The organism is Butyrivibrio sp. LB2008 (genome assembly GCF_000621565.1).
GTDB lineage: Bacteria > Bacillota > Clostridia > Lachnospirales > Lachnospiraceae > Butyrivibrio.
The window spans coordinates 264,057-287,110 of sequence record NZ_KK211307.1; the positions used below are offsets into that span (position 1 = coordinate 264,057).

At 40.0% G+C, this 23,054-nt stretch carries 19 protein-coding genes; 18 read left to right on the forward strand and 1 reads right to left on the reverse strand.

Translation table 11 applies throughout. The features are described from left to right. Position 1: 1 nt before the first annotated feature. Together T356_RS0115925 and T356_RS0115930 are read left to right on the forward strand one after the other, a co-directional pair. The gene (locus T356_RS0115925; RefSeq protein ID WP_026515352.1) at positions 2-736 is read left to right on the forward strand and encodes a hypothetical protein; all 735 of its coding nucleotides are present in this window, start codon (positions 2-4) and stop codon (positions 734-736) included. Positions 737-800: 64 nt separating this feature from the next. Next, positions 801-1,865: a lactonase family protein gene (locus tag T356_RS0115930; RefSeq protein WP_026515353.1), complete on the forward strand. Its 1,065-nt coding sequence runs from the start codon at positions 801-803 to the stop codon at positions 1,863-1,865. 342 nt (positions 1,866-2,207) lie between these two features. Here the strand turns inward: T356_RS0115930 and aroC are convergent, their stop codons facing one another. Further along, the gene (gene aroC, locus T356_RS0115935; protein ID WP_026515354.1) at positions 2,208-3,308 is read right to left on the reverse strand and encodes a chorismate synthase; all 1,101 of its coding nucleotides are present in this window, start codon (positions 3,306-3,308) and stop codon (positions 2,208-2,210) included. A gap of 184 nt (positions 3,309-3,492) precedes the next feature. Between aroC and T356_RS20630 the strand changes: the two genes are divergently transcribed. The 16 genes from T356_RS20630 (at position 3,493) to T356_RS0116020 (ending at position 23,052) form a co-directional block, all read left to right on the forward strand. Beyond that, positions 3,493-4,611 (forward strand): M15 family metallopeptidase, encoded by a 1,119-nt coding sequence (locus tag T356_RS20630; protein WP_051563499.1) that lies wholly within the window; start codon positions 3,493-3,495, stop codon positions 4,609-4,611. 9 nt (positions 4,612-4,620) lie between these two features. After that, positions 4,621-5,802, forward strand: a complete 1,182-nt coding sequence (gene tgt / locus T356_RS0115945) for a tRNA guanosine(34) transglycosylase Tgt (RefSeq protein ID WP_026515355.1) — start codon at positions 4,621-4,623, stop codon at positions 5,800-5,802. A 101-nt stretch (positions 5,803-5,903) separates the two neighbouring features. Next, positions 5,904-6,278 (forward strand): preprotein translocase subunit YajC, encoded by a 375-nt coding sequence (yajC, locus tag T356_RS0115950; protein ID WP_035781377.1) that lies wholly within the window; start codon positions 5,904-5,906, stop codon positions 6,276-6,278. A gap of 122 nt (positions 6,279-6,400) precedes the next feature. Beyond that, positions 6,401-7,504 (forward strand): 3-isopropylmalate dehydrogenase, encoded by a 1,104-nt coding sequence (gene leuB, locus T356_RS0115955; protein ID WP_026515357.1) that lies wholly within the window; start codon positions 6,401-6,403, stop codon positions 7,502-7,504. Further along, the gene (locus T356_RS0115960) at positions 7,482-9,179 is read left to right on the forward strand and encodes a glycosyltransferase family 39 protein (protein WP_026515358.1); all 1,698 of its coding nucleotides are present in this window, start codon (positions 7,482-7,484) and stop codon (positions 9,177-9,179) included. The genes leuB and T356_RS0115960 overlap by 23 nt, the downstream gene beginning before the upstream one ends. Positions 9,180-9,199: 20 nt before the next feature. Further along, positions 9,200-10,876 (forward strand): dihydroxy-acid dehydratase, encoded by a 1,677-nt coding sequence (gene ilvD / locus T356_RS0115965; RefSeq protein WP_026515359.1) that lies wholly within the window; start codon positions 9,200-9,202, stop codon positions 10,874-10,876. Between the two features lie 26 nt (positions 10,877-10,902). Beyond that, complete coding sequence (gene ilvB / locus T356_RS0115970; protein WP_026515360.1) at positions 10,903-12,579, forward strand: biosynthetic-type acetolactate synthase large subunit; 1,677 nt, start codon at positions 10,903-10,905, stop codon at positions 12,577-12,579. A 30-nt stretch (positions 12,580-12,609) separates the two neighbouring features. Beyond that, complete coding sequence (locus T356_RS0115975) at positions 12,610-14,211, forward strand: L,D-transpeptidase (protein WP_026515361.1); 1,602 nt, start codon at positions 12,610-12,612, stop codon at positions 14,209-14,211. A gap of 103 nt (positions 14,212-14,314) precedes the next feature. Then, entirely contained in the window at positions 14,315-15,847 is a 1,533-nt protein-coding gene (locus T356_RS0115980) for a L,D-transpeptidase (protein WP_026515362.1), read from the forward strand. 205 nt (positions 15,848-16,052) lie between these two features. Beyond that, positions 16,053-16,355 (forward strand): hypothetical protein, encoded by a 303-nt coding sequence (locus tag T356_RS0115985; protein ID WP_026515363.1) that lies wholly within the window; start codon positions 16,053-16,055, stop codon positions 16,353-16,355. Between the two features lie 2 nt (positions 16,356-16,357). Further along, positions 16,358-16,738: a hypothetical protein gene (locus tag T356_RS0115990; RefSeq protein ID WP_026515364.1), complete on the forward strand. Its 381-nt coding sequence runs from the start codon at positions 16,358-16,360 to the stop codon at positions 16,736-16,738. Positions 16,739-16,749: 11 nt separating this feature from the next. Beyond that, positions 16,750-18,423: a hypothetical protein gene (locus T356_RS0115995; protein ID WP_026515365.1), complete on the forward strand. Its 1,674-nt coding sequence runs from the start codon at positions 16,750-16,752 to the stop codon at positions 18,421-18,423. A gap of 2 nt (positions 18,424-18,425) precedes the next feature. Further along, on the forward strand, positions 18,426-18,845 hold the full coding sequence (locus T356_RS0116000) for a hypothetical protein (protein ID WP_026515366.1): 420 nt from the start codon (positions 18,426-18,428) through the stop codon (positions 18,843-18,845). Between the two features lie 315 nt (positions 18,846-19,160). Beyond that, positions 19,161-20,279, forward strand: a complete 1,119-nt coding sequence (locus tag T356_RS0116005) for a hypothetical protein (protein WP_026515367.1) — start codon at positions 19,161-19,163, stop codon at positions 20,277-20,279. 519 nt (positions 20,280-20,798) lie between these two features. Continuing rightward, positions 20,799-21,881, forward strand: a complete 1,083-nt coding sequence (gene serC / locus T356_RS0116015; protein WP_026515368.1) for a 3-phosphoserine/phosphohydroxythreonine transaminase — start codon at positions 20,799-20,801, stop codon at positions 21,879-21,881. A gap of 1 nt (position 21,882) precedes the next feature. Then, on the forward strand, positions 21,883-23,052 hold the full coding sequence (locus T356_RS0116020; RefSeq protein ID WP_026515369.1) for a phosphoglycerate dehydrogenase: 1,170 nt from the start codon (positions 21,883-21,885) through the stop codon (positions 23,050-23,052). Positions 23,053-23,054 lie beyond the last annotated feature (2 nt).

Consider the following 23,054-nt stretch of genomic DNA (forward strand, 5'->3'; position numbering starts at 1 on the left):
GATGTTTAAAATGAAAAAAAATATTGTTGTTGCGCTTGCAGCTTTTATGGCGGCAGGTTCGATCATGACTGTGGATGCACATGCAGAGAGTGATCTTCCCATGTACTTTGATTTTGGAGATACCGTTCTTAATGTTGAGGCCGGAAGCACACAGAAAATGCATATGAGAGCATATTATGATTACACTTATCATATGGGACCTCATACAAGTGCAGGTACTTATCTTGAGTGTTCATTTAAGAGCGGAACTCAGGATGTTATCTTCCACATCGGTGCTGATGAGCAGGCAGGTAACGTTCCTTTTTATTTCTATGTAGATGATGAGAAGGTTATGTCTGATGCTACATATGATGATGTTCAGGTAAGAGTAAAGAATAACGGTGGTGCGACTGCAGCACAGGCTGCTACACAGGTTGCCGCTCAGAATACAGCAGTAGCAGAGTCTGTACAGGCTCCTATTGCAAATAAGAAAACAGGAACAGTGAAGAAGACTGATAATATTGCAATGCTTTATAATGATAAAGATGTTGCAATGGCTTCTTTTTCACTTACAAACGGAAACGGACAGATGGCTACACTTGGTTTAAAGGGAGTTGTTGCCGGTGAAGGAGCAAACTATTTTGATGTAGTTTCAGCAACAGATTCTACACCTGTTATTTCCGAGTCAGACAAGGCTGTAATGACAGCAAACGGATTTGCCGGAGTTTGTGTAAACGGCAAATATAAAAATTGGTAATTTATAGGTTTTTCCTATAATACATAAGAGGTTATTATAAATTATTCAGGAGGCATGTTGTAAAATGGCTGGAAAAGATAAGTATGTGGCGTATGTATCTAGCTACACTTCCGGACTTGGTTCCAAATATGGAATCAAAATTTATGACGTTGATATGAAAAACGGAAGATTTACGGAGAAGCAGAAAGTTGAGATAACGAATTCATCTTATATAGGAATTTCGCACAATAAAAAGACTCTGTATTCTATTACTGATGCGGGAGTTGAGGCGTATCACATTCTGCCTGACGGAAGTCTTGAGTTTTTGAACGAGGCGTCTATCAATGGAATGCGCGGATGTTATCTTAATATGGATCAGAAGGATAATTATCTTTTGACAGCCGGTTATCACGACGGCAAGATTACGATACTTAAGCTCAATAAAGACGGAAGTATCGGCGAGATCACAGATGAGAGATATCACAAAGGTCTCGGTACCGCTGCCGGAAGAAACCATGTGCCTCATGTTCAGTGCATAAAGGTATCTAAGGACAACAAGTATCTTCTTGCCGCAGATCTCGGAATGGACAGAGTAAATGTGTATACTCTTGATACTGAGTCAGGCAAGATAAAAGAAGTAGATGTGATCCACTGCGATCAGGAGTCTTCTCCGAGACATATGCAGTTTTCTAAGGATGGAAGATTCCTCTATGTATGTCTTGAGCAGAAGTGCGGTATAGAAGTATATGAGTACTTGGAGAAGGACGGAAATCCTGAATTTAACAAGATTCAGACTTTGTCTAACTCAGACGAAGCAGATTCTATCGGTGTTGCAAGCAGTGCGCTTACATTCTCCGAGGATTATACATATCTTGTAAGTTCAACTGCGGGTGAGAACAATGTTATCATCTACAAGGTTGACAAGGAGACGGGGCTTCTGACAAAGAAGATTCAGCTTCCTATCGCGGGTGAGTATCCTAAGGATGCTGCATTGTTCCCTGATAACAAGCATCTTGTATCACTTAACCACGAATCCGACTCAATGACTTTCTTTAAAGTTGATCCCGAGGCCGGCACTCTAGTTATGAACGGGCCAGAAATACCCGTAAAACGGCCTAACTGTATTGTGTTCCATAAACTGGAAGGCTGATGGCGTAGTGGGGCTCACACAGATGGTTCTTAGCGAATGCTTGTGTACGGCTGCGCAGTGATTTTCATGATTTCAAAAACCTGTAAATGCTTCCTTTCACGTTGTTCAGAGAAGTCAGCATTTACAGGTTTTTTCAATCTTGAAAATCATCTTGCTCGTCCGAAAACTGCGCATTCGCTAAGAACCATCTGTGTGAGCGGGTACTTCTGCGATGAGGACTTTCGGTTTGTGGAATACTTTCATTTAATTGGCTACGCGGTTATTTGCGTATATTTAAAGCCCTGGAAATGCTTCTTTTTCTGATTGATTTCAGAGAAGGTAGTATTTACAGGGCTTTTTTGATTATTTTTTATAAAAATTGATTATGTTTGAGGCCTTGGAGGAGATGTTGGAGATCAGGAGGTCGAGGAGGGTGAAGGCGCACATGGCTTCGACTACTACGACGGCTCTGGGGACTACAACGGGGTCGTGACGGCCTTTTATGTTTATATTTATGTTTTCGCCGGATTTGTTTACGGTGGATTGGTCACGGGCAATGCTGGGAGTTGGTTTTACGTAGGCTCTCAGGATGATCTCGGATCCGTCGGACATTCCGCCGAGGATTCCGCCGGCATTGTTTGTTTTCTTGGATATTTCATTGTTCTCGATAATGAATTCGTCGTTGTTTTCTGAACCGTAGAGGCGGGCGGCTTTGGTTCCGCAGCCTATCTCGACGGCTTTAACGGCGCCGATGCTCATTACGGCTCTTGCAAGAAGGGCGTCGAGTTTGTCAAAGACGGGTTCGCCGATTCCGGCGGGAACGCCTTTGATTCTGCACTCGATAACTCCGCCTACAGAGTCCATGTTTTCGCGGCATTTCATTATGAGGTCCATTGCTTTTTTGTCGGCATCCGCGTCTGGCATTGAAGTGGGAGTTGTATAGATTGTTTCTCTGTTGAAATTGTTGTCGTTTATCTCGACTTCGCCGATTGAGCGGGTGTAGGCAAATACGTCGATGCCCATTTCATTTAACAGTTTCTGGCAGAGTGCACCGGCTGCAACTCTTCCTATAGTTTCTCTTCCGGAAGAGCGTCCGCCGCCGCGGTAATCTCTGAAACCGTATTTTTCATCAAAGCAGTAGTCTGCGTGTCCGGGGCGGTAGTAGCTTGCAATCTCGCTGTAGTCGCCGGATCTCTGGGAAGTATTTTTTACCATCATGGAAATGGGGGTGCCGGTTGTCTTTCCCTCAAATATTCCCGAGAGTATGTGAACTTCATCGTCTTCTTTTCTGGATGTTGTTGCAGAGGAAGTTCCGGGCTTTCTTCTGTCCAGGAACTTCTGAATATCTTCCTTAGATAATTCCAGCCCTGCGGGGAAACCGTCTACGACAACTCCGAGAGCTTCGCCGTGAGATTCACCCCATGTTGATATTGTGATATTTTTTCCGAGTGTTGAACCTGACATAGGTATCCTTTCATGTTGTGAGATTTTATGAATATGCGTATATATCGGATTTTTGCGCATCAATTGGCGTAAAAAAGGTGAAATATACGTAAATATGTTATATAATGAAATATGTATATCATATCATATTATATGCGGTATCAGATTACAAGCCAAGTATCCGAAATGAGAGGGGATTTCCGATATGAACGCTAGCAGCTTGCAGATGAAGCTTTCATATAAAAATAAAGTTTTTTCCAAGGCTCAGAAATTCAACAGAAAACATAAAGCTTTGGCTTTTCTTGGCATCGCTTATGCTTTTATGGCAATAACACTTTACGATATTCTTTTTTATTTTTACAGAAGTGGGAAAAGATATATCTGTCTGGCGTGTATATTGCTGTTTTTTGTTTTTAGCAGCAGTTTTTCATATCCTGCGATGTCATTGAATATCAGTTTTGCTTCAGATGTCAGTATTGCCGGATATTCATCCGACACTGATGAAGCACTTTCGGGCGTGGAAGTTGCAGAGTCGGACGCTGAGCTTGCGGTTAGTCAGGATGTTGATTCTGAGCTTATCAAAGAGGCAATGGAGAGTGGCAATCCGGATGTTACCGAGGCCGATCATCTGGATCCAGATAAGCAGGTTTCTCTTTCGCAGATTCTTGAAGCAACTGACGGCGGCATTACGACAAACTGGACTGATGATAAAAGTAAGGTTGATCTGTCAGCTCTTGGTTTTACCCATTTTGACAGCAGTGACTGGAAGATCATGCTTGTTAATAAGCAGCATCCGATACCGGAAGACTATGATTTTCCTCTCGGAACTATAAGCGGATCAATGAAATGTGATGAGAGGATAATAGCTCCGCTTCTTGAGATGATGAGAGCAGCCAATGACAGCGGAGTCAATCTTATCATCTGTTCTCCTTACAGAGACAGGAGCAGACAGACAATGCTTTTTAATAACAAGATAGACAGATATATGGACGGCGGAATGAATTATATGGATGCATATAATCTGGCATCACAGGCTGTAACTGTTCCCGGATCATCCGAACATCAGGTAGGACTTGCGATTGATATTATTACAGACGGATATTCAAGTCTTGATGAGGGTTTTGGTAATACCGCTGCCGGAAAGTGGCTTGCGGACAACAGCTATAAATTTGGTTTTATCCTGAGATATCCTGCAGGAAAAGAGAATATTACAAGTATCGAATTCGAACCGTGGCATTTTAGATATGTAGGGGTTGACGCGGCGACCGTTATACATGAAAATGGTATCTGTCTGGAAGAATTCTGGAATACTTATGTAGATTAGAGGATATTTATGTACAAAGTAATAAATAAAGACGGAAACGCCAAGAGCGCTACTTTTTCTACCGTACACGGTGAGGTTCAGACTCCCGTATTTATGAATGTTGCTACGGTTGCAGCTATTAAAGGCGGCGTTTCCACAAGGGACCTTGAGGAAATAGATACTCAGGTTGTTCTTTCAAATACTTATCATTTGCACTTAAGACCGGGAGATGATCTGATTTACAGGATGGGCGGACTTCACAAATTTATGTCGTGCAATAAACCTATTCTTACAGATTCAGGCGGATTCCAGGTCTTTTCTCTTGCAAAGACGAGAAAGATAAAAGAGGAAGGCGTATATTTCCATTCCCATATTGACGGGCACAAGCTTTTCATGGGACCTGAGGAGAGTATGCGCATACAGTCTCATTTGGGATCGACTATCGCCATGGCATTTGACGAATGCCCGTCGGCCAAGGCTGAGCATGAATATGTTCAGATGTCGGTAGACAGAACGACCAGATGGCTTGAGCGATGCAAAAAAGAGATGGACAGGCTGAACAGCCTTAAGTACACGGTCAATCCGCATCAGATGCTTTTTGGAATCAATCAGGGAGCTATCTTCAATGATATCAGGATTGAGCATGCGAAGAGAATCAGGGAAATGAATCTCGACGGCTATGCGGTCGGAGGACTTGCCGTGGGAGAGAGTCACGAGGAGATGTATGATGTACTTGAGCACGTTGTGCCTTTCCTTCCGGAGGATAAGCCGACATATCTTATGGGAGTCGGAACACCGGCCAATATTCTTGAAGCGGTCGAGCGCGGAGTAGACTTTTTTGACTGCGTTTATCCCAGCAGAAACGGAAGACACGGACATCTCTATACAAAGAGAGGGCATATAAACATATTAAATGCTAGATATGAACTCGATGATACTCCTATTGAAGAGGGCTGCAATTGTCCCGCATGCCGAAGTTATTCCAAGGCGTATATAAGACATCTTCTGAAAGCCGGTGAGATGCTTGGAATGAGGCTTTGTGTTCTTCACAATCTGTACTTCTATAATAATCTGGTAAAAGAGATCAGAGAGGCTATCAGAAGCAACACGTTCCGGGAGTACAAAAAGAGAACGCTCGAGGGCATGATGGAGTTTGATTCGCCGAATGAAAATATGTCATATAACATTGCACGCAATTGGCGCAAAGGTTAAATTTGTAATGTGTCAGGGTGAATTTTGACTACTTGAATTTGCCGTTTCTTTCTAGTATTATTGTTTGGTATATAATAAAAACAAAAGTTTTGGAGGATATTATGTTATTATATTTTGCTGAAGCATCAACAGAAACAGTACCTGCAGGTGCCGGATTTGGTGTAACAATGCTTTTATATGCCGGAATTATGGTTGTTTTCTGGTTCCTTCTTGTTCGTCCCAACAGAAAAGAGCAGAAACAGAAAGCTCAGATTATAGCTTCTTTGGCTGTAGGTGATAGTGTCAGAACTACCGGTGGTTTCATCGGAACTGTTATTGATATCAATGATGATATGGTCATTGTAGAGTTCGGTAACAATAAGAATTGCCGTATTCCCATGATCAAGGATGCAATTGTTGAAGTTGAGAAGCCTGAGGATGCATTCGCTTCTTCAAGCGATAGCACCAAGGATTCAAAGAATTCAAAGAAAAAGTAATTAAGATTTTGATTCTGTTAAGCCTGATTGGTGCTGCCAATCGGGCTTTGTTGTATCATTAATTCTATTTACCGGTACAAAAGCAGATGATATAAAAAATAAACAGAAAAGAGAGATAGACTATGAAGCTTAATATTACTTGCATTCCGGGAGACGGAATAGGACCGGAGATTGTTACTGAAGCTAAGAAAGTACTTGATAAGGTTGCTTCGGAATTCGGACATTCCATTGAATATAAGGATATTCTGATGGGTGGTTGTTCAATCGATGTTCACGGTGTTCCTCTTACAGACGAGGCGATTGCCGATGCAAAGGCTGCCGATGCTGTTCTTATGGGATCAATAGGCGGAAATACATCAACATCACCCTGGTATAAACTTGAGCCTTCACTCAGACCTGAAGCCGGTCTTTTGAAGCTTAGAAAGGCACTTAATCTTTTTGCGAATTTAAGACCTGCATATCTGTATCCTCAGCTCAAGGATGCTTGTCCTTTAAAAGAGGCTGTTGCTGATAAAGGTTTTGATATGCTTATCATGAGAGAACTTACAGGCGGTCTTTACTTTGGTGACAGATGGACTAAGGAAGAAGACGGCGAGCAGGTTGCCACAGATACTCTTGTTTACAAAGAGAGTGAGATCAGAAGAATTGCAATCCGTGCTTTTGATGTTGCAAGAAAGCGCAGAAAGAGCGTTATCAGCGTAGATAAGGCTAACGTTCTTGATTCTTCAAGACTTTGGAGAAAAGTTGTAGAGGAAGTTAAGAAGGATTATCCTGATGTAACACTTGAGCATATGCTTGTAGATAACTGTGCTATGCAGCTTGTAAAAGAGCCTACACAGTTTGATGTTGTTCTTACAGAGAATATGTTCGGTGATATTCTTTCCGATGAAGCAAGTATGATCACAGGATCTATCGGAATGCTTCCGAGTGCTTCATTAAATGATACAAGTTTCGGTCTTTACGAGCCAAGTCACGGAAGTGCTCCCGACATCGCCGGCAAAGATATTGCAAATCCCATTGCTACAGTTCTTTCTGCTGCAATGATGCTCAGATATTCATTTAATCTTGATAAAGAAGCTGATGCTATAGAGAATGCTGTTCGCAAGGTTTTGGAAGACGGTTACAGAACAACGGATCTTTTGCCTAAGGGCCGGGAAGATAACTTTACACTTGTAGGTTGTCGCAAGATGGGAGACTTATTGGTTGAACGGATCAGCAATAGCTAAAACAGAAAAGAAAATAAATGAACTTCTTCCACACAGTCCGGAGGGAATGGCAGTCACTCTTTTTGTCATTGCGATGGCTGCATATTATCTGTGGAGAATGTTTGCGATAACGCCCAGCTATGACGAGCTGTATACCTATTACAATTTTATCAGCAGAGGGCCGTTGTATTCAGCGATTCATTGGCCGCTTGCCAATAACCATGTCGGGTATTCGGTTCTGTCTGCAGTGCTTGATCTTTTTGGCAATTCTTATATAGGGCTCAGAGGCGTATCATATATTGCTGCTATAACGAATCTTATCCTGGTTTACAGGATCTGCAGGAAGTATTATTCGCATGCGATTCCTTTCGGGGCGGTCGTATTATATGCTTCAATGCAGATCGTGAATGATTACAGTGTTCAGGGAAGAGGTTATACGCTTGCTACGACTTGCTTTCTGGCGGCAATATATTTTGTGGGACATATCTGCAGACTTGGTGAAGATAAGCAGACATATTATTATTTGTTTGGATTAACACTGGTTTTGGGAATCTATATTGTTCCGAGCAGTATATATTGGGTAGTTCCTGTATGGGCTTCCGGTGCGATCTTTCTTTTTATCAATGCACTTCGAAGCAGGGATATATACAGTACTTTCTCTGAGAATATTTATTATGGGAAACTTAAAAAGCTCATGATCACGGCAGCATATTCACTTATAGTTGATGTGTTGTTGTATTTGATGATCTGGTTTGCGGTAGGAGCTAATCTTCTTGTTAAATCAGAGAACTCGGATTTTTTTGAATATTCTCATTTTGGTGTTATTATGAGAGCACCGTTTAGATGTGTATGGACAGGAATAGAGTATATGTTTTCACATGCATATATTCAGACGCTTCCCACAGGGGTGTTCGGCAAAAGAGTTTGGTCATGGTTTATGAGCCTCTTAAATTCTTTTGTACCAAAGTTTAGTCTGCTGACATTGGTAATCCTGATCGCGAGCCTGGGATGCCTTATTTATGAATGCTTTAAGCATTTCGAGTACAGCAGGACGGTAATAAGTCTGGTTGTTATTGTCAACCTGATGTTTTTGGGAATTGCACTTTTTATACTTCGTACACTTCCATACCTCAGAGTTTTCGGTTATATTGCATTTGTTATAGTCCTTTGCGTCTGTACGGCGCTTGAGAGACTTATCAATTTGGGCATAAGATTGTATAATCGTAGAAAACTGCTTGCCAGAGGAGATGAAGCCGTTGAGTCTCATGAAGAGATAGAAACGGTGGAAAAAGGTGACAAATGGTACTCTGGCATAGGAATATATGTGCCTGTTATCGCAATAATGATCTTATTTGTTTTCAGGTTTTTTGACCCGGTATTTAGTTGTCAGATAGCTGAAAGAGAGAATAATGTATTCAATACGCTTTATGCCGCTGAAGTTGCGAAGCGGCAAAGTATCGCGGTAATTGATTGCGATCAGCAGTATCTTCTTAAGTTTGGCTGGGATATAGACTGCGATAAGACGAATATAAGAGGCGCGGACTGCGTTCTGCTCGACAAGAATATGTTTACACCCAAGTATACGGGAGAAGATTTTTGGAAATTTTATCAGACTTATGAAACAATCGATTGGGACTATCTGTCTACAATGACTGTAATTTATGAGAATGACAATTTTATTTTATATATTAAGTAAAAGGAGAAACGAATATGGCTATGAACAGTGACAGAGTTATGGAGGGCATTCAACAGGCACCTCACAGAAGTTTGTTTAATGCTCTTGGATTTACCGAAGAAGAGAGAAGGAAACCACTTATCGGAATCGTGAGCTCATATAATGAGATCGTTCCCGGACATATGAACCTTGATAAGATTACGGAAGCTGTTAAGCTTGCGGTTGCGGAAGCCGGCGGAATGCCTGTTGTTGTTCCTGCAATTGCGGTTTGTGACGGTATCGCAATGGGACATATCGGAATGAAGTATTCTCTTGTTACAAGAGATCTTATCGCAGACAGCACGGAGTGTCTTGCAAAGGCACATGCTTTTGACGGAATGGTCTGCATTCCCAACTGTGACAAGAACGTTCCGGGTCTTCTTATGGCTGCTGCAAGGGTAAATATCCCTACAGTTTTCGTATCAGGTGGCCCTATGATGGCAGGAAGAGTTGACGGACATAAGACTTCACTTTCTTCAATGTTTGAGGCTGTTGGAAGTGTATCTGCCGGAAAGATGACAAACGAGAAGCTCTGCGAGTACGAGGAGAAGGCTTGTCCTACCTGCGGTTCATGTTCAGGTATGTATACAGCCAACTCAATGAACTGTCTTACAGAGGCAATCGGAATGGGCCTTCCCGGAAACGGAACCATCCCCGCCGTATATTCTGCACGTATCAGACTTGCAAAGCATGCAGGTTATGCCGTAATGAATCTTATAGAGAAGAATATAAGACCCAGAGATATCATGACAAAAGAAGCATTCATGAATGCTATGGCCATGGATATGGCTCTCGGATGTTCTACAAATACAATGCTTCATCTTCCTGCGATCGCACATGAGGCAGGCGTTGAGCTTGATATGGAAATTGCAAATGAAGTATCCGGAAGAACACCGAATCTTTGCCATCTTGCTCCCGCAGGTCCCACATATATGGAAGACCTCAACGAAGCAGGCGGTGTACTTGCCGTTATGTCTGAGCTTGTAAAGAAGAATCTTATAAATACAGATCTTATCACCGCTACAGGAAAGACTATCAAGGAGAATCTTGAGGGTGTAAGAAATCTTAATCCTGAAGTTATCAGACCTATCGAAGATCCTTATATGCAGTCAGGCGGTATTGCCGTACTTAAAGGCAACATTGCTCCCGATACAGGTATTGTAAAGAAGTCTGCGGTTGTTCCTGAGATGATGGTTCACGAAGGACCTGCTCGTGTATTTGACTGCGAGGAGGATGCTATCGAGGCTATCCTTACAGGTAAGATTGTTGCCGGAGACGTAGTAGTTATCAGATATGAAGGACCTAAGGGCGGCCCGGGAATGAGAGAGATGCTCAATCCTACATCTGCTATCGCAGGAAGAGGACTTGGCTCATCTGTTGCTCTTATCACAGACGGAAGATTCTCCGGAGCAAGCAGAGGTGCTTCAATCGGACATGTTTCTCCCGAAGCTGCTGTCGGCGGACCTATTGCACTTATTGAAGAGGGCGATATCATCAGTATTGATATTCCAAATAACTCACTCAATGTTAAGGTTTCTGACGAAGAGCTTGCAAAGAGAAAAGAGAAATGGCAGCCCAGAGAACCCAAGGTTACAACAGGTTATCTTGCAAGATACAGAGAGCTTGTTACAAGCGGAAACAGAGGAGCAATCCTTGAGATTCCCGGTACTTCTAAATAATTGACAGATAGGATGGTATATATAAAATGCAGTTAAATGGTTCACAGATTGTTTTGGAGTGTCTCAAAGAGCAGGGAGTTGATACCATATTCGGTTATCCCGGCGGAAGTATTCTTAATATCTATGATGAACTTTACAAACAGAGTGATGACTTCTTGCATATAAGAACATCCCATGAACAGGGAGCGGCGCACGCAGCCGACGGATATGCAAGATCAACCGGCAAAGTCGGAGTGTGTTTTGCTACAAGCGGCCCCGGAGCAACTAATCTTGTAACGGGTATTGCTACGGCATACATGGATTCGGTTCCGATGGTAGCTATCACATGTAATGTAAATCTTCCTCTTTTGGGAAAAGATACTTTCCAGGAGGCTGATATAGCCGGTATCACAATGCCGATCACAAAGCACGGGTTTATTGTAAAAGATATAAAAGAACTTGCGGATACTTTGAGAAAAGCATTTAAGATTGCAAGTACAGGTCGTCCGGGACCGGTAATTGTCGATATTACAAAGGATGTTACTGCGAAAAGTTGCGAATTTAAGCCTTTGAAAAATGGCAAAGAAAAGCCGGAAAACAAGACGTACACTGAAGAAAATATAAATGCCGCGGTAAAAATGATCAAGGCATCAAAGCGACCTTTCATATATGTAGGAGGAGGTGCAATAATTTCGGGTGCATCTGACGAAATTATAGCATTTGCTGAGATACTTGACAGTCCTGTTTGTGATACACTAATGGGTAAAGGAGCTTTTGATGGAACGCACCCTCTGTACACCGGCATGATCGGTATGCATGGTACGAAAGCTTCTAATTTTGGCGTTAGCGAGTGTGATCTTCTTGTCACTTTAGGTGCGAGATTCTCTGACAGAGTTACGGGTAATACCAAGACATTTGCTTCAAAAGCAAAGATTCTGCAGATAGATATCGATCCTGCTGAGATCAACAAGAATATCAGAACGAGCTATTCCATTGTCGGAGATCTGAAAGAGGTTCTTGGTAAGATAAATGAGAAACTCGAGAAAATGGATCATTCCGAGTGGAAAGAGAAAATTGAAGGGTACAAAGGAAAATATCCTTTGAGCTATGAGACGGATAAGCTTACTTGTCCGTACATTATTGAGGAACTGTATAAACTTACCGAGGGCGATGCCATTATCTCGACTGATGTGGGACAGCACCAGATGTGGACAGCCCAGTATTATAAGTTCAGAAAACCCAGAACATTCCTTACATCCGGAGGACTTGGAACTATGGGCTACGGACTTGGCGCTTGCATAGGTGCTAAGGTTGGTAATCCCGATAAAGTCTGCGTTAATATAACGGGAGACGGATGCTTTAGAATGAACATGCAGGAGCTGGCAACGGCTTCGGGATATGGACTTCCTATTGTTGAGATTATCATAAACAATAGGGTTTTGGGGATGGTAAGACAGTGGCAGACGCTTTTCTATGAAAAGCATTATTCTCAGACGGTATTTGAGGATAAAGTTGATTATTGCATGGTAGCAAAGGGGCTAGGTTGTGAAGCTATCAGAATAACGAAGAAAGAGGAAGTAGAGCCTGCGCTCAAGAAAGCATTAAGCTCAAAGGTTCCGGTTGTCATTGATTGTGTTATAGAAGAAGATGATAAGGTATTTCCGATGGTACCTGCCGGAGCTTCAATAAGTGAAGCATTCGACGCAAGTGATCTTGCAAAATAAGAACTAAGATGTTTTGGGGAAAGAGAGTTAATGAATGCTAGGACAAAATTAATCGGGCGCATTGTGCTCCTGGTTATGGGTGCTATGGGGGTACTCTATTTGATCATCGGGTACTTCTTTAGCGAAGGTTTTTCTTGCCGTACAAAGATAAACGGGGTTAAATGTACGGGAAAAAGCGTAGCGGAGGTTAATACCGAACTATGTAAACAGATTGATTATAAAGGAATAAGTGTTAAGGATCTGAATGGGGCCGATCTGTTTATCAATGCTGAGGAACTTGGTTTCACTGTTGATTATACAGATGCACTTAAAGAATATATAAGCAATCAGGATGCATTATCTTGGGGAAAATATGCATTTAAAGGACAAACAGGTACTGTTGAACCTGTTATAACTTACGATAAGGATAAGCTTGATCAAAAGATAGCTGAATGGGATATATTTGTTCCCGATGACAGTCAGGATGTCTCCATAGCTAAGACCGAGGAAGGCTATTCACTGCAGAATACAATGCTCAGCACGCCTATAAAGGACAATATCGTTCAGGTTGTAGGAGAGGCTGCTGTGAAGATGGAAGGTGAGATCGATCTTTCCGCTGAACAATATGCAGATTGCTATGAGCCGGTTACGTTTACTGAAGAACAACAAGAGATTGTTGATTTTTGCAACAAGCTCCAGAATATATACAATTGCGGTCTTACTTATAAATTTGGAAGTAAGACAATTCCTCTGAAGGGAGAAGTTGCTGACAGTTTCATTCTGACCTACGATCAGATTTCTGGAGACCATTTTGATTATGAAAATCCGGGTAACGGACATTATATTGCCGGCAGTTCAGAGATAAGTAATATGGATGAGGTTCGAAATATTGAGGGCTTTGCCGCTTCTCCAAGTGGCGATCCGCTTATTTCCGAAGCCAGACTTTACGATTTCTTTTACCAGATGGCAAAAGATACGGATACTGCAGATCTCGTTAAGAGATATCAAAACGGCGAAGATGTCGAGATAATGATCAGAAAAGATCGTACGGGAATTACCAAGATATTCGATCACAATGAAGCGTATAAAGCCTTAAAAGCTTCATTTATGGATGGAACGTTTGTGCAGGAAGAAGAGAGGAATCTTACAGATCCCAAAAAGGTAGACTTCTTTAATGCCAAGAACGAACTTAAGGGAACATATATAGAACTTGATATATCCAACCAGCATTTGTATTATTATGTGAACGGAAAAGTCAGCATAGATACTGCGATTGTTTCGGGAACTATGGTCGGCGGACACGGAACGCCGGCAGGTCTTTTCCATGTTTATGATAAACAGAGAAATAAGGTTTTAGTAGGTGAAGATTATGAGTGTCCGGTAGAATACTGGATGCGACTGACCGATACCGGTGTTGGTATTCATGACGCCTGGTGGCAGGAAAGTTTTGGCGGTGAAGCATACCGCGATGCGGGATCTCACGGTTGTATAAATTGTCCACCCGATATCGCAAGACAGCTTTATGAAGCTGTTAAAGAGAAGACACCTGTAGTTGTTTACTATAGAAAGAATGTGTCGATAACACCCGATCCTGTACCGGAACCTGAGCCGGAGCCTACATTTGATCCTTTTTCATATTGGTATTCATATTAAGGATCTATGTAATATATGTAAAATCTTATGTCGGAGAAACTTTTGATAAAAGCGAATACTGTAGGAGTAAAAAGTTTTTTGGGGTAAAGCCATAGGAGAATAGATGAAAGTTAGAACTAAACTAATAGGACGCATAGTGCTCCTGGCTTTTTCAGCATTGATAATGCTGTATTTGATCATTGGATATTACTACAGCAAAGGCTTCCCATGCTGTACCTGGGTTAACGGTGTATATTGCACGGGTAAAAGTGTGGCTACGGTTAACTCCGAACTTTGTAAAAAGTTTAAATATGACGGAATAGAGATTAAAGACGCAACAGGCGCAACCCTTTTTATCAGCGCCGAAGATATTGATTTTGAGGTGGATTATACCGACGCACTAAATGAATTTATTTCCAGTCAGAGTGCCTTGTCTTGGGGAATATATATATTCAAAGGACTTACGGGATCCGTTGAGCCTGTTTTTAGTTCTGACAAGGAAAAACTTGCAAGTAAACTTTCTGATTGGGAAATATTTGTTCCAAAAGAAAATTTGGAAGTTGCAATCTTAAAGACGGATAAAGGTTATGAACTTAAGAATGATCTTATATCCGTTCCGAATCAGGAGAAGATCCTGGAAGCAGTTAGTCATGCGACACTTAACGCTGCTGAAGAGATCGATCTTTCATCCGAAGATTTTAAAGATTGCTATGAGGCGGTTACGCCTACTCCCGAGCAGCAGGAGATCATCGATCTTTATGCAAAGATCCAGCCTGTTATTAACTGCGGGATAACTTACGAGCTCGGAACAAGGAAGATTGCTCTTAAAGATGGAACGGGAACGAGCTTTCTGCTTACCTATGAAGAGTTCAGATCTTCTTCAGATGAAGAGTACGATTATGATAATCCCGGAAAAGGACGTTATTTAGCCGGTGTTTCGGAAGTAAACATTTCAACCGGTGCGGTGCGTAACCTTGAAGGATTTGTTGTTACTCAGAACGGTGATCCGCTCATTTCCGAATCGAGGATGTATGATTTCTTTTATAAGCTGGCTAAGGACAGTGATACGGCAACAGCACTCGAGAGATACAAAAACGGTGAAGATGTCGAGATACTTGTTTCTAAGTCACGTACGGGAAATCCGAGAATTTTCGATTATACCAATGAATATGAGCACCTAAAGAAAGTATTTTCTTCGGGGTCCGATAAGGTAACGGAAGAAGTGAGACAGCTTTCCGATCCCGATAAGGTTGATTGCTTTAATGCCAAAAATGATCTTGGCGGAACATATGTTGAGGTTGATATATCCAGACAGCATCTGTACTACTATACTAACGGTGAGATTGCCATGGAGACCGATATAGTTACCGGTGATATGCATAAAGGCCACGGCACGCCGAGTGGATTCTTCCATATTTATGACAAGCAAAAAGAAAAGATCCTCCACGGTGATGACTATGATACGCTTGTACATTTTTGGATGCGTCTTAACAACAACGGTATAGGTATTCATGATGCTTACTGGAAACATGAATTCGGAGGCGATATTTATATGTATAACGGATCGCACGGATGTGTGAACTGTCCCCCGGATGTTGCTGAATGGCTATGGAATAATGTCAAAAGTAAGACACCTGTAATTGTTTATTACAGATAATCGGTAAGTAATTAAGGATAAAATAAAGAGTATCGCATTGAATGAGATATTTTCATGTGCGATGCTCTTTTTTATTGCCTGTTTGAAGGTGCAAATCTACGGATAGGCTCCTTTTATTTTGCTTGTATGAGTATACCTTTATGTGATAATATGTTAAAGAAATGTTTATAATATTAACTAAATCACACAGTAAAGGATTATGATAATGGCAAATAAAGACGTATATATGGATACGCGTGTATTCACTGATATTGTTAATAGAATCGGCGGGGCATCATCTAAGTGTGTTCTATCTGCCAATCCGCTTAGTAAGGCTGATGTTTTTGAGGAAACAAGTGTCGGTAAAGAAATGAATGAAATTCTTAAACTTTACTATAAGTCCACTGAAGTATATAGAAATGAAACGTCCGATTCTTTACCCAGAGCACTTCTTAAGGTTCGTGACAGCATGATTGAACAGGATAAAATACTAAGTGAAGGGCTTACTGTAGAGAAAAATCGGAGGTAAAAATGGGACTTCATTCAAGAATAGAAGAAAAGAAAGCGGAAAAAAGAGGATACGAACGAGATCTTTCGTACTGCCAAGAAGTTTATGAATATTTGAGTAGACAGCTTAGTGAGTTGCGGGATGAAATTTATAATCCTGATAAAACGTATGATATGACAGTTTCCAGTGAATGGCTTGGTAAACTTGAACGAGATTCAGATGATCACAGAAACCTGAACTGTTCGAATATAGCAAACAAAATGAGTGAAATATCTACGTTTTTATCAAATCTTGACCGGACAATGGATAAGCTTCAAGAGCTTATAAGAGAATGTGAAGCGGAAATAGACGCACTTGAAGCGGAGCTTAGAGCAAGGGAAAGTAGCATTGAAACTAAAATTTGAGGTGTAACTAGATGGGGAAAAGTTGGGATACTAAGAAAGTAAATGATTTTATTGAATATTTGGAGCATGCCGCATACAATTATATGGATTGCTTATGCGATGTACATCAATGTTATGAAGATTATATAAACAATGAAACGTTTGTAGGACAGGCTGCCGATAGTACTAAAACCTTCATTACATTAAAACAGAAGAAATTTAATCAACAGCAGTATAATCTTTCGAAAGAAATGGTCAAAAGATACATTGATCTTGATGAGACGTTTAAGGCTATTGTTGATCCTGCTGCAGATGCAAAAATAAACACTGATGTTGTCAGTAACGTTAAAACGCATTTTATGAATCAGTATGATTATCTTGAACGTATAGGATGCGGAGTTCAACAAAAGACAATAGAAGCTGTTGATAGGTTGGGCAAGTATGGTTGTGGCTTGGAGGAAATTAATTTTAAAAATACATTAATGCAATATTATGATCATTGCGGAACCGGTGGCTTTCTCGATAATTGTATTAAGAAAGTGGAAGAATTTGATGATACGGCAAGTACTCGGGTATTTAATTCCGGTATTAAGAATGCCATTCAAGAGCATATAGAAGAAGTGACTGATACTTCCGCAGGACTTGATATGATACATACTCAGGCTGTTGACATTAACAAACAGACACTGAGTCTAATTTCTTTAAGTGCAGGGGATATTTTTAAAAAAGTTGATACTATAGATAGAACAAAGACACAAAAAATTACTTTTAAAAGTAAACTTGGAAACTTTGATGTTACATATTATCCGGCTGACATAAAAGATTTTTTTGAAGAGTATAATATTAACGTAAATAAGTTGGAAACGAATGATGGATTTTTTATGTATGATAAATCCTTAGCTGAGATATTAGAAGAAGCAGGTGTTGATCCGAATAGAATGGATTATAAAGATTATGATGATTGGTATATTTCAGGTATTGTTACACCGGATGGTAGAATAGTATATTCAATGGTTAAAGTTAGAGAACCTATGGATAGCAAAGGCAGGTGGGGAACTGCTGTAGTATTTAATTCAATGAGTGTTGATTCAATAGAAGAAATTATAGCTCATTCGGTAAATGGAGAAGAAATAGACGATACTACAATAGAAAATGCGAGAGGTCAGATGACTAAAATATCTGGAGCCGCAGCTTACCCAGATGATTATGATAAAGATTTACTAAAATATTTTAGAAATACGAATAGTGAAGCCAGCTATCTTATAGCAGACTTTACTGTTGATAAAGTTGTTCACAATGAAGCTTTTAAAGATGGCGTTTATGAATTACCGTATAAATATGAAGATTTTGATACTTTTGGTGGACAAGCGGCATTGGATCAATTAGAGGAAGCTGGAATATATAATAAGGAGAAAAATACAATAACAATTAAAAATCCTGACAGTTTAAGTCCGGATGAAAAAAAAGCAATATTGTTAATTGCTACTGGTGATCATGATGAATATGCGTATGCTGCTGAAAATGAATTTCATGCAGATACATATGGTGTGCCTTTTTATAAAGGACATGCGATAAGCTCAGGTGCCGGAGTTGGGGAAGGTAAAGAAAATGATGGCGCCGATTGGTATGAAAAATACTTTAAGAGTAGTAAAAAACGACTGATATCATGGTATAAACCACAATATGAAGCACATGGAGATCATTGATTATGAAACTATTGAAAAATGTTGCGGTAAGTATTTTTATAAGTACAATAAGCTTGATTGTTGCAACTTATTTAGAAGTTTTTTTTATAGCACACTGTGATAAAATCGAAATATTTGAGGCATATGGACATTGTATTATTTATCCTATAATACTATTTATGAGTTATTTAATATTACGACGTTTCATAAAAGCAGATGAGTTTTTAAATAATTTTATATGTATAATTGAAATTAATATATTTGATTATTTAATGCAATATTTTTGGTGCCTGTTTTTGTCTAAGGGCATGTTAAAAACAATGTTTGTAGTATATTTATTTTATGTCCTAATTTCTCATATTATATTATCTGTAATAATAGTTATTAACATAATATGGGTGAAGAGAAAAGCTATCAAAGAACGTATTTTTTCTTTTAAATAATACTTTAACTAATCAAAGGCTCTGCAGAAATGCAGGGTCTTTTTCTTTCTCAGCAAAAACGCAGATGTGTGAACTGTCCCCCGGATGTTGCTGAATGGCTATGGAATAATGTCAAAAGTAAGACACCTGTAATAGTTTATTACAGATAATCGGTAAGTAATTAAGGATAAAATAAAGAGTATCGCATTGAATGAGATATTTTCATGTGCGATGCTCTTTTTTATTGCCTGTTTGTAAGTGATAATCTATCATTCATATGTTGGGAATTTTTAGGGGGAATTCTCATGAAATATTTATGTTTTAGGAGTTTTTTTAATGAAAAAGAGTAAGTTAGGACTGGCAGTTGGTGTATTCATTGGTACAATGCTGATGTTTACGGGTTGTGGTGCGGAGAAGATCGACCTGAATGAGTTTGTTACTGTAGAAACTCAGGGTTATGACGGATACGGCACGGGAAAAGCTGAATTTGATTCCGGAAAATTAGAAGAAGCTTTAATGGCAAACGGAGTAGATGTGTCCGGAACATTGAATGTTATTATGGCTGTCAGTGGAGCTGCTGATAAGCTTGATAAGTTATCTAATGGCGATGAAATTGAGTACAAGTGGAATATTGACAAAACTGCAGTAAAGACTTTTAAGAAGAAATATAAGATTTTGCTTTGCTATAAAGATTTTTCAACAAAGGTAGAAGGACTTAAAGATCCTGCGGAGTTTAATCTTGGAGATTATCTCGATATCTCTGTGAATGGTGTTGCTCCGAAAGGAAGTTTATATGTTAAGACTTCTTTGAACGGATTTATTGTTGAAGCTGACAAAAAGGATGGTTTAAGCAATGGTGATGAGGTAACTATTACTGTTAAGCCGCAGATGCTTGATGCAAACGTAGAAGAGTTATGCGCACAAAATCAGATTCCAGTGTTTGACGGTACATATAAATATACTGTTGAAGGGCTTCATAATTATGTTACTTCTGTAAGCGAGATTCCTTCTGATGTTTTTGAGATTATGAAAAAGAAGAGCGAAGAAGCATTGGAAGAAGCAAAAGAGGATGGCTGCGGTCAATGCGATGGATTGTTTGGCAATGTATACAGGCATAGAAATTACGATTCATATAAACTTGTTTCGGTCGGAATATCTGATGCAGCCGGTGACGGACTTTATGATCTTAATTCAGTGATCATGGTTTATGAACTTAGTTTCAGTGTTCATGGTGATGTTAAGACATATGCATATACTGAATTCAAAGGTGTAGTGGATTCAAATGAAGGGCTCAGTGAGGATGATTTCAGAACATATCTTGATACATTTAGAACTTGTGAGATCAATGAAAAGTCATATGTGGGACTTCCCAGTATTGAAGAGATAAACGAGCACAATAAAAAAACTTCTTTGGGAAATGCAATTCCTGATTATAGATTTGAAGATATACAGTGATTTTTGAATTGAAGTTAGATTTTGAGATGGAGCTTATCTTCGGATATACTATCTATATGATTTTAAAATTCAAGAAGTGAAAAAATAATACTTATATTTTCTAAAGGCTCTGCAGGGTGCAGAGTCTTTTTCTTTGCAATAAAAATGCAGATTAAAGGTTAATGGAAATTAATACATGGGATTTTCAAATATTTAAGAGAGAAAAACAAAGATTTTAATATAATTTTTTTTGAAAAAACTCAAAATAATTTAAAAAAAACCAAGATTTTTTTGAGATTTTTTTACTGGGTGAAAATGTAAATACAAATTACAATTATCGGAATATCTAACCTAAAATGCGATAGTGGTGCATCTTTTGAGGATAAACGAGTATAAAAAACATTTTTGAAAATGTCTCAAAAAAATAAAATAACAAGCATTATGGAATAACATTATTGACATTTTTTGTATTGGGTATACAATGAAATTTAGTGTAGTAAACTATTAAAATGTTTTAATGTCTATAGGAGGACAAAAGAAATGTCTAGAGTTTATAATTTTTCTGCCGGCCCGGCAGTGCTTCCGGAAGAAGTACTTAAGAAAGCAGCTGAAGAGATGCTTGATTACCACGGATGTGGAATGTCTATCAATGAGATGAGCCACAGATCAAAAACTTTCGATGAAGTTATCCAGACTGCAGAGCAGGATATCAGGGATCTTATGAACATCCCCGACAATTACAAGGTTCTCTTTTTACAGGGTGGCGCAAGCCAGCAGTTCGCTGCAGTTCCTCTTAACCTTATGAAGAACGGCAAGGCTGCATATATCGTAACTGGTCAGTGGGCTAAGAAGGCTTATCAGGAAGCTCAGAAGTACGGAGAGGCTATCGAGGTTGCTTCAAGTGCAGATAAGACTTTCTCATATATTCCCGATTGCTCAGATCTTGATATCCCTGAAGATGCTGACTATGTATATATTTGTGAGAACAATACAATTTACGGAACAAAGTTCAAGACACTTCCCAACACAAAGGGACATATCCTTGTTTCAGACGTATCATCATGCTTCCTTTCTGAGCCTGTTGATGTAACAAAGTATGGCGTTATTTACGGTGGTGTCCAGAAGAATGTAGGGCCTGCAGGTCTTGTTATCGCTATTATCAGAGAAGATCTCATCACAGATGATGTTCCCGCTTACACACCCACAATGCTTAAGTGGAAGACTCAGGCTGACAACGGATCTCTTTACAACACACCTAACTGCTGGAGCATTTACATGTGCGGTCTTGTATTCAAGTGGCTCAAGGAGCAGGGCGGTCTTGAGGAGATGAAGAAGAGAAACGAAGCTAAGGCAAAGGTTCTTTATGATTATCTCGATCAGAGCAAGATGTTCAAGGGAACAGTAAGACCTGAGGACAGATCACTTATGAACGTTCCTTTCGTTACAGACAGCGAAGAGCTCAATGCTAAGTTTATCAAGGAAGCTACAGCTGCAGGATTCGTAAGTCTTAAGGGACACAGAACAGTTGGCGGTATGAGAGCCAGCATCTATAATGCAATGCCTATCGAGGGCGTTCAGAAACTCGTAGAATTCATGGCTAAGTTTGAAAAGGAGAACAGCTGATATGTACAAGTATAAATGCATGAACCCGATTGCAAAGATCGGTCTTAATAATTTTTCTGATGAGTATCAGACAGTAGACAATGTTGATGACGCAGAAGGCATTCTTGTAAGAAGTGCCAACATGCTTGAGATGGAGTTTTCAGATAACCTTCTTGCTATCGCAAGAGCAGGTGCCGGTGTAAACAATATTCCTCTCGACAGATGCGCTGAGAAGGGTATCGTTGTATTCAATACTCCCGGTGCTAATGCAAACGGTGTTAAGGAGATGGTTCTTGCTGCAATGCTTATCGCATCAAGAGATATCATCGGCGGAACAGAGTGGGTTAAGGCAAATGCAGGCGATCCTGACATTGCAAAGCTCACAGAGAAGTCAAAGAAGAAGTTTGCTGGAACTGAGATCTTCGGTAAGAAGCTTGGTATCATCGGACTTGGTGCTATCGGTGTAAGAGTTGCAAATGCCGCAAGACAGCTTGGTATGGATGTTTACGGATACGATCCTTATCTTTCAATCGATGCTGCATGGAGACTTTCATCTGATGTTAAGCACGTTACAAACGTAGATGACATCTATTCAAAGTGCGACATCATCACAGTTCATGTTCCTGCTCTTGATTCTACAAAGGGCATGATCAATGCAGATGCTATTGCAAAGATGAAGAAGGGTGTTATCCTTATCAACCTTGCAAGAGATATTCTTTGCAACGAAGTTGATGTTCTTGCAGGAATCAACTCAGGTAAGATCCGCAAGTATGTAACAGATTTCCCGAACCCTACAACAGCAGGTCACGACGGATGTATCGTAATCCCTCACCTTGGAGCATCAACAGAGGAATCTGAGGATAACTGTGCAGTTAAGGCTGTTCTTGAGCTTAAGGATTATCTTGAGAACGGTAACATCAATAACTCGGTCAACTATCCTGGATGTGATATGGGAATTGCCACAAAGCCCAGAATTGCTATTTTCCATAAGAACGTAGCAAATATGATCAGCCAGTTTACAACAGTACTCGGCGAGGCTGGTTATAACATTTCAGATATGACTAACAAGTCAAAGGGTGATTTTGCTTATACTCTTATTGACCTTGAGGACAAGATATCAGATACTCTTATTAAGAAGATGGAAAAGATTGACGGTGTTATCAGAGTCAGAGTTGTTAAGAAGGAAGCATAATT